Source organism: Fulvivirga kasyanovii, from assembly GCF_009711405.1.
Lineage (GTDB): Bacteria > Bacteroidota > Bacteroidia > Cytophagales > Cyclobacteriaceae > Fulvivirga > Fulvivirga kasyanovii.
Genome location: NZ_SMLW01000501.1, coordinates 1 through 14,297 on the forward strand (window position 1 = coordinate 1; position 14,297 = coordinate 14,297).

At 42.7% G+C, this 14,297-nt stretch carries 13 protein-coding genes; 11 read left to right on the plus strand and 2 right to left on the minus strand.

The annotated features are described in order from the left end of the window. The 6 genes from purH to rodA all read left to right on the plus strand — a co-directional run. Positions 1-1,487: bifunctional phosphoribosylaminoimidazolecarboxamide formyltransferase/IMP cyclohydrolase (gene purH / locus E1163_RS10070; RefSeq protein ID WP_155171316.1), on the plus strand; the 1,487-nt coding region annotated here is incomplete at its 5' end. 82 nt (positions 1,488-1,569) lie between these two features. Further along, positions 1,570-2,595, plus strand: a complete 1,026-nt coding sequence (locus E1163_RS10075; RefSeq protein WP_155171317.1) for a rod shape-determining protein — start codon at positions 1,570-1,572, stop codon at positions 2,593-2,595. A 62-nt stretch (positions 2,596-2,657) separates the two neighbouring features. After that, positions 2,658-3,536, plus strand: coding sequence for a rod shape-determining protein MreC (gene mreC, locus E1163_RS10080; RefSeq protein ID WP_155171318.1), 879 nt, complete (start codon positions 2,658-2,660; stop codon positions 3,534-3,536). Further along, the gene (locus E1163_RS10085; protein ID WP_246223592.1) at positions 3,536-4,057 is read left to right on the plus strand and encodes a Rod shape-determining protein MreD; all 522 of its coding nucleotides are present in this window, start codon (positions 3,536-3,538) and stop codon (positions 4,055-4,057) included. The genes mreC and E1163_RS10085 overlap by 1 nt, the downstream gene beginning before the upstream one ends. Further along, the gene (gene mrdA, locus E1163_RS10090) at positions 4,054-5,865 is read left to right on the plus strand and encodes a penicillin-binding protein 2 (protein ID WP_155171319.1); all 1,812 of its coding nucleotides are present in this window, start codon (positions 4,054-4,056) and stop codon (positions 5,863-5,865) included. The genes E1163_RS10085 and mrdA overlap by 4 nt, the downstream gene beginning before the upstream one ends. After that, positions 5,865-7,136 carry a rod shape-determining protein RodA gene (gene rodA, locus E1163_RS10095; RefSeq protein ID WP_343033802.1) on the plus strand — a complete coding sequence of 424 codons (1,272 nt, stop codon included), beginning with the start codon at positions 5,865-5,867 and terminating at the stop codon, positions 7,134-7,136. The genes mrdA and rodA overlap by 1 nt, the downstream gene beginning before the upstream one ends. A gap of 5 nt (positions 7,137-7,141) precedes the next feature. On the opposite strand, the gene E1163_RS10100 is transcribed toward rodA, so the two are convergent. Next, entirely contained in the window at positions 7,142-8,152 is a 1,011-nt protein-coding gene (locus tag E1163_RS10100; protein ID WP_155171320.1) for a hypothetical protein, read from the minus strand. A 71-nt stretch (positions 8,153-8,223) separates the two neighbouring features. On the opposite strand from E1163_RS10100, the gene E1163_RS10105 reads away from it, so the two are divergent. From E1163_RS10105 to E1163_RS10125, 5 genes are all read left to right on the plus strand, one after another. Further along, positions 8,224-8,550 (plus strand): 2Fe-2S iron-sulfur cluster-binding protein, encoded by a 327-nt coding sequence (locus tag E1163_RS10105; protein ID WP_155171321.1) that lies wholly within the window; start codon positions 8,224-8,226, stop codon positions 8,548-8,550. A 280-nt stretch (positions 8,551-8,830) separates the two neighbouring features. Next, the gene (locus tag E1163_RS10110) at positions 8,831-9,424 is read left to right on the plus strand and encodes a thymidine kinase (protein WP_155171322.1); all 594 of its coding nucleotides are present in this window, start codon (positions 8,831-8,833) and stop codon (positions 9,422-9,424) included. Next, positions 9,421-11,676: a type IX secretion system anionic LPS delivery protein PorZ gene (porZ, locus tag E1163_RS31540; protein ID WP_155171323.1), complete on the plus strand. Its 2,256-nt coding sequence runs from the start codon at positions 9,421-9,423 to the stop codon at positions 11,674-11,676. The genes E1163_RS10110 and porZ overlap by 4 nt, the downstream gene beginning before the upstream one ends. Next, positions 11,676-12,332: a DNA repair protein RecO gene (recO, locus tag E1163_RS10120; RefSeq protein WP_155171324.1), complete on the plus strand. Its 657-nt coding sequence runs from the start codon at positions 11,676-11,678 to the stop codon at positions 12,330-12,332. Before porZ ends, recO begins: the two co-directional genes overlap by 1 nt. Before the next feature lie 106 nt (positions 12,333-12,438). Beyond that, positions 12,439-13,068 carry a hypothetical protein gene (locus E1163_RS10125; RefSeq protein ID WP_155171325.1) on the plus strand — a complete coding sequence of 210 codons (630 nt, stop codon included), beginning with the start codon at positions 12,439-12,441 and terminating at the stop codon, positions 13,066-13,068. A gap of 56 nt (positions 13,069-13,124) precedes the next feature. On the opposite strand, the gene E1163_RS10130 is transcribed toward E1163_RS10125, so the two are convergent. Continuing rightward, a partial coding sequence (locus E1163_RS10130) for an NAD(P)/FAD-dependent oxidoreductase (protein WP_155171326.1) occupies positions 13,125-14,297 on the minus strand: 1,173 nt, incomplete at its 5' end.

The following is a 14,297-nucleotide window of genomic DNA, read 5'->3' on the forward strand; positions in this document are numbered from 1 at the left end:
TTTATTATAAGGACAACCTTGAGCCGATAGTTAAGCTACTCGCACAGAACAATGTACAAATTTTTTCAACAGGAGGTACTCAGAAATTTATTGAAGACCTTGGCGTGGAAGTAACGGCTGTTGAAGATTTAACCAGCTACCCTTCAATATTTGGAGGTAGGGTAAAAACACTACACCCCAAAGTATTTGGTGGCATCTTGTACAGGAGGGAGCTTGCCGATGATCAGAAACAGGCCGATGAGTTTGAAATACCCAGCATAGACCTGGTGATTGTTGACCTTTACCCTTTTGAAGAAACAGTAGCTTCCGGAGCTGCTGAGCAGGATATTATTGAAAAAATTGATATTGGTGGCATTTCACTCATCAGAGCCGCTGCTAAAAATTTCAAAGATGTGCTTATTGTATCATCAAGGGAGCAGTACGCTGATGTTGAACAGTTGTTGAGAGAAAAAGAAGGGGCTACAGAACTGGCTGACCGAAAGCTGTTTGCAGCTAAGGCCTTTGATATGAGTTCTCACTACGATTCTGCCATATTCAACTATTTCAATGGTAATGGTGAAGTAGGTAGTTTTAAGCAAAGCCTGAGAAGCAAAAAAGTGCTTAGGTATGGCGAAAACCCACACCAGGAGGGCGCATATTACGGTGATCTTGATTCAATGCTGGAGAAACTCAACGGCAAAGAACTTTCTTACAATAATCTTGTTGATATTGACGCGGCAGTTTCGTTGATTGAAGAATTTGACGATACTGCCTTTGCCATATTAAAGCATACCAATGCATGCGGTGTGGCTACAGGCAGCACAGTGAAGGAGGCATATGAAAAAGCATTCGCTGCTGATACCGTTTCGGCTTTTGGAGGAGTATTGATCACCAACAAAACCATGGATAAAGATGCGGCAGAAGCTATGCATTCGTTGTTCTTTGAGATCTTGATAGCTCCTGATTTTACAGAAGACGCCCTGGAGGTGTTGAAGCAAAAGAAAAACAGGATACTGCTGAAACAACAATATAAACTGAATACAAAAAAACAATATAAAAGCCTGCTGAACGGAGTAATAGAGCAAGACAGGGACTTGAAAACGGATACGTTTGAAGACCTTAAGGTAGTGACAAAGAAAGCTCCTGCGGAGGAAGATAAATCAGCCCTGATCTTTGCCAGTAAAGTGGCCAAGCATACCAAGTCCAATACCATAGTGTTGGCAAAAGATGGGCAACTGCTGGCCAGTGGTGTAGGACAGACCTCGCGTGTAGATGCTTTGAAGCAGGCAATACATAAAGCCAAAAGCTTTGGTTTTGATCTTAACGGTGCCGTTATGGCTTCGGATGCTTTCTTCCCTTTCCCTGATTGTGTGGAGATAGCCCATGGCGAAGGTATACAGTCAGTAATACAGCCCGGCGGCTCTATTAAAGATCAGGATTCCATTGATTTTTGTGACAAAAACGACATGGCTATGGTATTTACCGGAATACGCCATTTCAAACATTAAAAAAACGTAATTTTGCAAGTTAAAAAGAAACAAATTTGTAAATTTCCACTTATTGATAAGCCTAACCATTTGACAACATAACATGGGATTGTTCGATTTTTTTTCTAGTGATATAGCCATTGACCTCGGTACAGCTAACACCCTAATCATACATAAAGACAAAATAGTAGTAGATGAGCCTTCGATAATAGCCATCGATAAAAATACCAACAAGGTACTGGCTATTGGTAGGGAAGCCATGCAGATGCACGAAAAGACGCATGAGAATATCAAAACCATTCGTCCACTAAAGGATGGTGTGATTGCTGACTTCCATGCTGCTGAGCATATGATCAGGGGAATGATCAAAATGATCGATAGTGGTAAAAAGTTGTTCCCTTCTTCGCACCGTATGGTGATCTGTATACCATCAGGTATTACTGAAGTTGAAAAAAGGGCTGTACGTGACTCAGCGGAGCATGCCGGAGCCAAAGAGGTTTATATGATCCATGAGCCTATCGCAGCAGCCATAGGTATAGGTATAGATATCGAACAACCCGTAGGTTCCATGATCGTGGATATCGGAGGAGGAACCACTGAGATTGCAGTAATAGCACTTTCCGGTATAGTTTGCGACCAGTCTATCCGTGTGGCGGGTGATACGTTTAACCGAGACATCCTCGACTACATGCGTAGACAGCACAACCTGCTGATCGGTGAAAGATCTGCAGAGAAAGTGAAGATAGAGGTAGGTTCTGCACTTACCGAACTTGACGACGGCCCAGAGGATTACGAGATCAGAGGCCGTGACCTGATGACAGGTATTCCTAAAGTAATAAAGATCTCTTACTCTGAAATAGCATTTGCCCTTGATAAGTCAGTTTCCAAGATTGAGGAGGCAGTGCTAAAAGCTTTGGAGATTTCTCCGCCCGAGCTATCGGCAGATATTTATGACAACGGTATTCACCTTACTGGTGGTGGGGCTTTGCTTCGCGGACTAGATAAGCGTCTTGCTTTAAAAACTAAATTGCCGATCCATGTGGCTGAGGATCCGTTAAGGGCAGTTGTAAGAGGTACAGGACATGCACTTAAAAACCTGAATTCTTTCAAGGCAGTACTGATGACGTAATCGTTGTTCGTTTTGTAGTTAGGCTAACTAAATTTATTTGACTTTTGATCAACACGGGATAAATGCAAAGATTATTTCTGTTTCTTTATCAATACAGAGCGTTCTTGACATTTCTTTTCCTAGAGATACTTTGTAGTTGGTTTATTATACAAAACAACAATTATCAGGGAGCTAAGTTTTTTAATTCTTCTAACCGTATGGCGGCAGGACTGCTCCAGTCGTCTGGCAATATTTCCGATTATTTTAGTTTGGCAAGAGTCAATACCGACCTTGCCCGGGAGAATGCCGACCTGAAAGAGCAGCTTGAGCAGCTTAACCAAAGGCTTGTCGAAATCAAGATATCCACGGTCAATGACAGCTCACTGACCAAAATGGATAGCCTTACTATTCCTGATACCGATAGTACGGTCATTAGAAAATATGAATACATAAGCGCTAAGGTTATAAACAATTCCACACGGAGGTTTAATAACTACATTACCATTAATAAAGGCTCCGAAGATGGCGTTGAACCCGGTTTTGGAGTTATTGGCAATGATGGCGTAGTGGGGAAGGTAAAGATTGTATCAAAACATTTTGCAGTCATTACCTCGATTTTACATGGAGATGTACTGGTTTCTGCTAAAATTAAAAGGACCGGCGATCTTGCTACGGTAAAGTGGGGCGGAAGAGACCCATATATTGCTCAGCTCTTGTATGTTCCCAGGCATGTAAAACCTCAGGTGAACGATACCATTGTTACCTCAGGGTATAATGCCATATTTCCGGAAGGAGTTCCTATTGGCGTAGTGAAGGAAGTAGAAGTCCGGGAAGACGCACTTTTCTATGACATCACCATATCATTGGCCAGTGACCTGAATGAGATCTCTTATGTATACCTCATCAAAAATAGCCTGAAAACCGAACAAGATTCATTGGAAACTAACGCTGAAATATTTTAATGCTGAACAGGAGACTTATATTACAAATCATTTCTTTCTTTCTGTATGTATTGATACAGGTACTCCTGCTCAAAAACCTGGTTCTTTTTGATAAGTCGTTTTGCTTTTTATATATAGCCTTTCTCCTTGTATTGCCAGTGGAGACCGGTGTGCTTACCCTGATGACGCTGGGTTTTATATTAGGTATATCAGTTGATATTTTTTATGACAGTCTGGGAATTCATGCGGCTGCCTGTGTGTTTATAATGTTCGTAAGGAACTACTGGCTTAACCTGCTCACTCCGCAGGGTGGCTATGACACAGGCTCCATGCCCACAGTAAGGTTGAACGGCTGGCAATGGTTTAGTTTTTATACTCTGCCGCTAATTTTTCTTCACCATTGTGTGTTGTTTTTTATAGAGTCTGCCGGTTTTGGATTGTTTGGTTTTACCCTGTCCAAAGCTTTTTTTAGTACATGGTTTACTTTCGCCGTAATTCTGATTACACAATACCTGTTTTATAATAAGAGGAGAGGACTATGAACGATTCACGTAAGAATGTAATACAGTTGATTGTGATTGTCGTTGCGATAATCTTTCTGATCAAACTGTTTTCCATTCAGGTGCTGGATGATAAATATGCGCAGGCTGCAACAAGTAACATTATTCACCGGGTAGTGGAGTATCCATACCGGGGTCTGATCTATGATAGAAATGGCAAACTTATCGTTTACAATACACCCCAATATGATTTAACTGTTACCCCGAAAGAAGTGACAAAACTGGACACCTTACAGTTTTGCAATCTTTTTAACCTTACACCACAGGAATTCAAAGATAAGTACGAGAAGATGTCGAAAACCAAAGGCTTCTCGTATGTAAAGCCGAACATCTTCATTAAGCAGCTCTCAAGCACTGATTTGGCGCGAGTGGAAGATTATCTGGTTGATTTCCCCGGTTTTGATATCCAGGCCAGGACTACCAGAGCTTATGCATACCCGGTTATGGCAAATGCGCTGGGATACGTAAGTGAGATTAACCAAAGACAATTAGACAGGGATACTCTCAACTATTACCATCAGGGTGACTATATCGGGCAAAGTGGCATAGAAGCTTACTACGAAAAGCAGCTTAGGGGCAGAAGGGGAGTGAAATTTAAGATCAGGAATGTAAGGGGGATTGAAAAAGGAGATTTCGAGGGAGGTAAATATGATACTCTGGCCATAGCCGGTGAAAATCTCATGACCACCGTAGATATTGATCTGCAACGGTATGGAGAAAAGCTAATGGAGGGCAAAGCCGGTAGTATTGTGGCGATAGAGCCGGGATCAGGTGAAATTCTATCTATTGTATCAGGCCCTTCTTATGACCCTAAACGCCTCACTGGTAAAAATTACAGTGCAAACTTTGCTGCAATTAGTGCCGATACCTTAAAGCCCTTGTTTAACCGCCCGTTAATGGCGCAGTACCGTCCAGGCTCGATCTTCAAAATTATACAAGCCATGGTGGCATTGGAGGAAGGGGTAATAAACAGACATACCAGAATAGCCTGTAACAGAGGGATAATTGGTTGCCACGGACCACATTCATATGAAGATCTCGTAGGTGCAATCAAGCACTCCTGCAACCCCTATTTTTATACAGTTATGAAGCGGGTTGTCAATCAGGAAGTAACGCAAGATACTTATGAAGATACACGAATTGGCCTGGCTAAATGGCACAAATATATTGAGAGTTTTGGCCTGGGATCACCATTAGGCATTGACCTGCCCAATGAAAAATCAGGTATGGTACCGAGTGTGTCTTACTATGATCGTGCTTACAATAATAAGCCATGGAAATATTCCAACATTTATTCAATAGCGATTGGGGAGGGAGAAAATCTTGTAGTACCGCTGCAAATGGCAAATTTCGCGGCAATAGTGGCAAACAGAGGTTATTATTACATTCCTCACCTGGTCAAATCAGTTGGTGAAAGCGGTGAGCCTCTCCCTAAATATACTGAAAAACGTTATACGGCTGTTTCTCCGGAGCATTTTGATATTGCTGTGGAGGCCATGGCCAAGGTGGTAGAGTCAGGGACCGGGCAGTACAGGGCTCAGTTGAAGGATATTGTAGTTTGCGGAAAAACAGGTACCGTGCAGAATGACCCGCTGCCTGACCACTCGGTTTTTATAGCTTTTGCACCCAAAGACAATCCAAAGATTGCAGTTTCTGTGTATGTGGAAGATGCCGGGCAGGGCGCCAGGGCTGCAGCATCAATTGCAAGTTTAATGATAGAGAAATACCTGCTTGGTGAAACTAAGCGACCACATATTGAAGCATACGTGAAGAAAGGAGAATTTTTATAGTGAGAAGATCGGATAGCATTGTTAGTAAGCTTGATTGGGCAACAGTTTTACTGTTTTTCCTTATCGTTATACTAGGCTGGCTTAACATATATGCTGCGGTTTATGATGAATCGGCAGCCCAGAATATCTTTAGCACAACACTGAACAGTGGGAGGCAGTTGATGTTCATTGCAGCTTCCGTGGTGCTGATCATCGCCATTCTGGTTGTTGATTTTAAATTTTATGACACCTTCGGCTATTTTATTTTCGGAGGAGTAATGTTTTTGCTCATTTTCGTATTGGTATTTGGTAGAGAGGTGGCGGGCTCCAAATCCTGGTTTGAGATAGGAGTTTTCAGGTTTCAGCCCTCCGAGTTTGCCAAATTTGCTACTGCGCTGGCCGTAGCCAAATTTATTGGTACCAGTGGTTTTAGAATGGATCATCTGAAAAACCAGGCCGTGCTGTTCGGGATCATCGGGCTACCCGTTATCCTGATTATGCTGCAAGGTGATACAGGTACTGCTATGGTTTATTCCATTTTCCTGTTTGTGTTTTTCAGGGAAGGTATGTCCCCTATGTTGCTTCTTTTGGGAACAGCGGCTGGTATTATCTTTATACTGACCTTACTGGTGCCAAACCATCTGTATTTATATATAGGCATTGTATCCATTGCTGCCCTCGTCATCTTCTTTGGCAAAAGAACGCCAAAGAGAATAACCCTTGTTGTAGTTGCAGCCTTGTTGGTGACCGGCGTTATAAAAAGTGTCGACTACGTTATTTCAGATGTATTGAAGCCTCACCAGCAAAACAGGATCAAAGCCCTTATCAATCCAGATGCTGATCCTTTGGGGTATGGGTGGAACGTAACACAGTCCAAAATTGCCATAGGTAGTGGTGGCTTTTCAGGCAAAGGGTTCTTGAAGGGTACCCAGACGAAATTCGACTTTGTGCCGGAGCAGAGTACCGACTTTATCTTTTGTACCATAGGTGAAGAACACGGCTGGATTGGCAGCTTTATACTTATTGCATTATTTGTAACACTGCTATTGCGTCTCATTTTTATAGCAGAAAGACAAAAATGGCGTTTCGCAAGGGTGTACGGTTACAGCGTGGTTTGTATTCTGTTTTTCCACTTTGCTGTAAATATAGGTATGACTATTGGGCTGTTCCCTGTTATTGGTATACCCCTGCCTATGTTTAGTTACGGAGGATCATCCCTGATCGGGTTTACTATCCTTATCTTTATTTTCCTTAAACTCGATGCCCACAGAATGCAGGTGCTGGTAAGGTAAAGCGGTTAAGCAAGCCGCTTTTCCAGAAGCTCCATAAACTCACCAACCTCCTCACTCTCCTTGTCCCATTCCGGGTATTCGGAAGCCAGGTAGAGAGAGGCAGATCGCTTGTCCTCGCAGTTGTCCAGGTAGTCAATAGCACGGTTGTAGGTTTCCTCATCACCATAAAAAAGGGTGTTGATAAACATAAACCTCTGATTAATGCTGATGTGCTTCCTGATGCTCTCGATTTTTCGGTTGCGGTGGCTGTCAGCAATAGTAGGTTTTTGTTCTGCCGAATGCTTATCGTTAATTGTGGAAACTGAATCCTCAGCTATTTCATTTACAGGCTTTTCTTTAGGAAGAGGCTTTTTCTGCTGGGCCACTTCATTTGTTTTAGACGATTCGCCATAGATGATGGCCTCCGTAAGAGGCAGTGTTCGTGAAAACACTTCAAGGTACTCATCCGTATCCGCCGGACTTTCCTGGATATTCTGAAACACCTCATTTAGCAATTTTCCTGCTTTCTCTTCGGAGATCCTCTGATAACCCTGCTCTTCTATCTTCCCAATGAGCGCTTGCAGCAAATTGTTATTAATTTTTACATATTTTGACATCCTTTTCAGCTCCTTGAGGGACAACTCCTGATTTTCAGGGTCATGAATAAGGTGCATGTAATAATCATAGGGAGAAAATATAAGTAGCAAAGTATCCCTGGTAGCTTGCTTAAGCAGAGGCATAAAATACTCTTTTTCTACCGAAATGTGCCTGGAGAGAATGTTCATAAACTCCTTAAGTGCAGTCTTTGCCTCAGGGGCATCATAATTGAAATACGGACTTTTAAGCTTGGTGACCTCTTTAGTCCATTCGGAGAGTAAATACTTGATAACGAATAAGTTAATCTGTCTTATTTCCTGGAGTTCCAGTATTTCCTTTCCGGAGATGGTTTGGTTATTATTAAAATGTTGAGAAGCTACAATTTCACAGAACCGGTCGCAATATTCTTCGATTCCTCTATTGTTAAGATTATTTTCCATACTTTTCAATTACCCTAATCAATTATCGTTTTTACCTTTGTCTGGCAAATACATTTATAAAGTTAGCAAATATGCCTAAGATCGTTGTTAAAAATCTCGATAACAAAATCATTTCAAGCAACGAAACGTCTAAATCAATATTGAATATACTCCAGGATAATTTCATCGACTGGATGCACGCCTGTGGTGGTAAAGGCAGATGCACCACCTGCAAGGCCATAATCCTGCAAGGAGAAGAAAACCTGGCACCCCTCACCACCCATGAAAAACGCTTTGTAGATATGGACGCCCTGAAACCCAACGAAAGACTAACCTGCCAATGCATAGTTGAAAAAGGGGAGATCATTATAAAAGTCCCTGAAACCAGTAAACTGCCCCATATGAAATACTCAGACTAGTCTGTTTACAGTTCACAAGCCGTTAACGGTTTTCTCTTCACTATTCAGTTACCAACCCACTGATCACCAAACGCTGAGCGCCATTACTCCAGCCTTGCTCCCCAATAGCCAATATGCAAATCACACCGATTACCAACCACCGGTCACCGCTCATTGGTCATGTTGCAACGCAGGTCTTCGGACTCCCGTCTTCCGGCCCAACGAACAAGCAAATCCCAAACCCACATCAAAACCACCTCCCCATATCTCAAGTCTCACATCTAATTACTATTTTTGAAGAATGTTTGTAGAGCCTAATTTTGGTAAAGCCAAGAAAACAGGGTGGATTGAAGTGATCTGCGGGTGTATGTTTTCGGGGAAAACCGAAGAGTTAATAAGAAGGTTAAATCGCGCGCTTATTGCTAAGCAGAAGGTCGAAATATTTAAGCCTGCTGTAGATGTCAGGTACCATCAGAGTGATGTAGTGTCCCATAATGAAAATGCCATCAGATCTACGCCGGTAGATTTTGCCGATGACATTATACTTATGGCTGGTGATTGTGACGTTGTAGGTATAGATGAAGCTCAATTTTTTGACGAAGAGATCGTTACAGTTTGCAATAAGCTGGCAAACAGTGGCAAGCGAGTGATCGTGGCCGGACTGGACATGGATTTTGAAGGCAAACCCTTTGGCCCCATGCCTAACCTGCTTGCTGTAGCTGAATTTGTGACAAAAGTCCATGCCATATGCGCCCAGTCAGGTGAGCTGGCATCTTTTTCATTCAGGCTTACAGACGATCAGGGCAAAGTTTTGCTCGGGGAAAAGCAACAGTATGAAGCCAGAAGCAGAAGAAGCTTCTTTGAAGGCATGAAAGATCGTAAACAAAACAAGTGAACAGACTAGCCGTATTTATTTTCTGTTTTATACTATGGCAACATTCGTTTGCCCAAAATGATATCCCTGTAGGTACCTGGCGCACACATTATTCATATTACAATTTAAATCATGTCGTCGAAGCCGGAAACAGGATATTCGCCTCTGCCGAAAGTGGCCTTTTCTATTTTGACAAGGACGACAACAGCATAACAACAATATCGAAGATAGACGGCCTGCAGGCAGAAGATATAACCGCGCTCTATTTTGACAGCAATTCATCTCAGCTCCTGATAGGTTATGGCTCGGGAAACCTGGATGTAATTCGTGGCAATGAGATCTTTAACCTCGATCTCACCTCTACCTCACAGGTTATAGGCTCAAAGAAAATTAATCATATTACCAGCTATCAGTCATTTGCCTATATAGCCACGGACTACGGCGTATTAAAACTTGATCTGAACAGGCTTGAGGTGACAGAAACGTACAGGGAGTTAGGTGCAGGGGCAGAGCCATTAACTGTTAATCAGGGCACTGTTTTAAACGACAGCTTATTTCTCGCCACCGAAGAAGGTGTAATAGCCGGCAACCTTATAAATGATACAAATTTGCTGGACTACCAAAACTGGAAAAGGTTTGATATAGCAGATGGTATACCCGCTGCCTCGGTGGAAATTATCGTCTCATTAGATAATATGATTATAGCGGGTATAAATGGGGATCAACTATATAAATACCAGAATGTATGGCAGGCAACAAGCGTACTAGCAGGTGTTGATTTTCGCAATACATCTGGCGGAGATCAGCAGGCTATGATTGCCTACAATGGCGGACTTATCAGGCTTTCACCGGACATGCAGGAAAATCCTGTTCAAAGCGAATTGCTGTCCGCAGTTAACATGGCAATTATTGATAGTGAAGGACGTCTTTGGATTGCAGATTCTGAAAACGGTTTGATCTCCGACTACAATGGGCCGTTTCAATCCTTTACCCTGGATGGCCCTTACAAAAATGATATATTCAGGCTCGGCCAGTTTGGCAGATCTGTTTACGCCTTCCCGGGTGGCTATGGACCGGGCATGTCTCCCCAGGGAAATGATGCCGGATTTTATGTGTTTAATAATGACGGCTGGCTTAATTATAATACGGTGGGTGTTGATCAAACCATCCCCGAATTCAATGACATAGTAGATGGCGTATATCAGGAGGGGGCTGGCAGTCTGTTTCTTGCATCAGCAGGTTACGGTCTTTTGAAGATTACAAATAGTGGGGAAACTACTATAATGGATGAGACCAACAGCCCACTACAGAACCTTGCTGCTTCCGGACGACGTGTGATGGTGCCCGGACTTGCTAAAGCCGGCAATGGTCTCTGGGTGCTTAACTATGGCACACCTTACGCATTACATCTTCTGAACAATGACGGTAACTGGACATCGCACAGCTTTAACCTTACAGTAGCACAATTCCCCATAAAGGTTATGGAAGTATATGATCACATATGGATGATCACCGATCCTGCCGTGGAGGGTGGGATTTTTGTATATGATCCCGAAACCCAGGCCTATAGATTTCTGTCAGATGCCGCTAATAATGGCGGCCTGAAAGGAGATAAGGTTTATGACTTTGCCCTTGATAAAGAGGGTTTGGTATGGGTCGGCACCAATAATGGAGTCTCCGTGTTCACGTTACCCTCAGAAGTACTTCAGGGTAATGTAGATGCCGTTGAGCCTGTTTTTGAGAGTGGGTTGCTGTTTAAAGATGAGGAAGTGCTAAGCATCAAAGTGGATGGTGGCAACCGGAAGTGGATAGGTACGAATAAGGGAGCATGGCTGTTCAATGATGCCGCCGACGAACAGATTTTGCATTTTGATCAAACTAACAGCCCGCTTCCTGATAACAGGGTCTTTGATATAGAAATTAACCCGCAAACCGGAGAGGTATTCTTTGCCACAAGCAAGGGCATTGTTTCATATAGAGGTACAGCTACGGAAGCAAGGGCAGAGCATTCAGAGGTTAAAATATTTCCCAATCCGGTAACGGAAGATCTTAAAGGCACCGTTGGCATCTCCGGCCTGGCTTCAGACGCTATCGTGAAAATCACGGACACTTCCGGGAAACTGATCTGGCAAATGCAGGCCAATGGAGGCACTGCCACATGGAATGTTGCCGATTACAATGGTAACAGAGCAGCTTCGGGCATCTACCTTGTATTTAGTGCTACCGAAGATGGTGAGGATACATATGTGGGTAAAATAGCAGTTATAAACTGATGCTTCACAAGACCAGGGGCATAGTATTCAAATATTTTAAATATCGGGATACATCGATAATTGCCAAGGTATTTACCGAGGAATTTGGCCTGCAAACCTACATGATCAATGGGGTGAGAAGTAAATCTTCTAAAGGCAAGATCGCCCTTTATCAGCCGCTTACTTTACTTGATCTGGTGGTTTATTACAAAGAGTCCGCAGATATCAACAGAATATCAGAAGTAAAATGTGGCAGCCCTTTCCAGACTATACCGACTGACATCAGAAAAACGGCCATTGCCATGTTTATGGCCGAAATCCTTTATAAATGTGTGAAAGAGGAAGGGGAAGTACACGATCTTTTTGAGTTTATATATCACTCCATCGAAATATTGGATCATCTGGGAAGCAATTTTCAGAATTTTCACCTTCAGTTTATGCTCAAGCTCTCCAAGTATCTCGGCTTTGGGATGGAAAGCTCAGACTTTCTCGATGTTTTTTATGCAGAAGAAGCACAACTAGCTAAAGAATTGATGGATAACTCCTATGAAGAATCTGCCAAACTCAACAACAGCTCAAGAAGAAAGATGCTGGATCATATAATCAAATTTTTCCAGACCAATGTCGATTCCCTTAAGGAGATCAATTCCATAAAAGTGCTCCAGGAAGTTTTGTAAAACATCGAAGAAGGAAGCAACTCAACTAAATTCTTGCTGTCAGAGTTATGTATTTGTGATTTTATATATAGTTTTGGTATAATTAATTTATAAAGTCACATATGCTATGAGAAAAATTTTATTATCTATTGCTTTGATGTGCCTGCTAATTCAAGTAAAAGCGCAGTCTGGCAAAGCCTTATTATATGGAAGCTCCGATTTTGTCTGGTGCGGGCTTGACTATTCCAATGTGAAATGCATCGGGCGTGATGGCTTTAGTGAACCCTACGAGGTAAAGCACAAATATTTTGATGCATGGAACGAGCTGGTATTAGCGGAGGCCGATAAATATAACCTGCAGGAAGCCTATTACAAATCAGGACAGATTACTGACCTGAGTGTGGTGGACAGGAGAAATGATATTCCCGAAGTGGATGAACTGGTGATCAATGATAGCTATCAGTTTGAAGAAGGTAAAGTTGAAGAGATCATAAAAGATTATGACCTCGAAAAGGCTAATAAAGGCCTCGGATTGGTTTATGTAGTTGAGTCGCTGAATAAATACAGACAAAGCGCCGTTATTTATGTAGTGTTTTTTGATATAGCAAGCAAGGAAATTTTATGGAAACGCAGCTACACCACTGATGCCAGAGGTTTTGGGTTTAGAAATTACTGGGCACGCACCATTTACAATACCATCAATGAAAGTGGCGATGACTTCAAAGCTGACCAGAAGCGTTACAAAAGAGGTAAATAATCAACTGGCTGTAATGACAAAATAAAGCCCCTCGATGCTTTTCGAGGGGTTCTTTTTTAAGAGGAAACAACCTTGGCGAGGTTACTTAATACGCGGTCATGCTTTTTCACAAAAGGGTTTTCAAGATCCCACACATAACCAGCCAGCACCGAGCAGATCTGTTGTTTTATTTTTTCATTAGGGCTTGCACTGAAAAATATCTTTTGAAGGTCTCCTGCATACCAGGCCTCAATAAAAGTTTTGAAAACATCTACACCACCGAGAATATATTCAGAGTAATCCTTCTCCCAGTTCACGGTCTTTCCGGCCAGTTGATCGAAAATCAGCTCCGCTGCCAGTGCAGCCGACTCAGTAGCCAGTGTTACACCTGACGAAAAAATGGGATCAACAAAACCCGAAGCGTTGCCTGTCAATACATAGCCATTACCATAAAGTTGTTTAACCGCTGATGCGTAACCGGTTATTGTCCGGGGCTCAAACACCATTTCACAATCCGTGAAGCGCTCCTGAAGTGCCGGTATCTCTGCTATCCACTTTCTCATTTGCTCCTCCTTTGTTCCTTCATAACGGTGTACACCTTCAGGCGAACCTACAATACCTATTGATGAAGTGCCATCAGCAAAAGGGATTACCCAGCCCCAGACATCGTGTGTATAAACAATAATGATGATCCGCATCCTTTCCTTGTCGTTGGAAACTTCCTTTGGCTTTACATGGCAGAAAAACGAACTGCGCTCGGGCAATCCCGAAGGGTGGTCAAGGTCCAGTAGCCGGGGAAGCACTCTGCCATAACCACTGGAGTCTACAATAAAACGGGCATGGATATTTGAAGTATGACTTTCTTTATTCACTGTAGTTACGGATGACCCGTCCTCGTTGAACCTTACAGCAGTTACTTCTGCCTCATAGTCTAGGGGTATGCCTCTTTTTACAACCTCTTCTGCCAGTAAGTGGTCAAACCGGTCACGCTTTACCTGCCATGTCCACTTCCAGCCATCAGAAAACTGGCTGGCAAAGTCAAAGTCACAGATCTCATGTTTGTCAGCGAATTTTGCTCCATATTTTTTTTGAAAACCTGCCTGCTCTATTACATCAATAAAGTCGGCCTTTTCAAAATTGTGCATCGAGCGTGGAAGCAAACTTTCCCCAATGACAAAACGTGGGAATTTCTGCTTTTCTACAATTTTTACATTGAGTCCTTTTTTTTGCAAAATAGCCGCAGCTACAGT

Bases quoted from the DNA above. Each gene is read 5' to 3' on its own strand.
- E1163_RS10075 (WP_155171317.1), top strand. From the start codon at position 1,570: ATGGGATTGTTCGATTTTTTTTCTAGTGATATAGCCATTGACCTCGGT.
- mreC (WP_155171318.1), top strand. From the start codon at position 2,658: ATGCAAAGATTATTTCTGTTTCTTTATCAATACAGAGCGTTCTTGACA.
- E1163_RS10085 (WP_246223592.1), top strand. From the start codon at position 3,536: ATGCTGAACAGGAGACTTATATTACAAATCATTTCTTTCTTTCTGTAT.
- mrdA (WP_155171319.1), top strand. From the start codon at position 4,054: ATGAACGATTCACGTAAGAATGTAATACAGTTGATTGTGATTGTCGTT.
- E1163_RS10100 (WP_155171320.1), bottom strand. From the start codon at position 8,152: ATGGAAAATAATCTTAACAATAGAGGAATCGAAGAATATTGCGACCGG.
- E1163_RS10105 (WP_155171321.1), top strand. From the start codon at position 8,224: ATGCCTAAGATCGTTGTTAAAAATCTCGATAACAAAATCATTTCAAGC.
- E1163_RS10110 (WP_155171322.1), top strand. From the start codon at position 8,831: ATGTTTGTAGAGCCTAATTTTGGTAAAGCCAAGAAAACAGGGTGGATT.
- recO (WP_155171324.1), top strand. From the start codon at position 11,676: ATGCTTCACAAGACCAGGGGCATAGTATTCAAATATTTTAAATATCGG.
- E1163_RS10125 (WP_155171325.1), top strand. From the start codon at position 12,439: ATGAGAAAAATTTTATTATCTATTGCTTTGATGTGCCTGCTAATTCAA.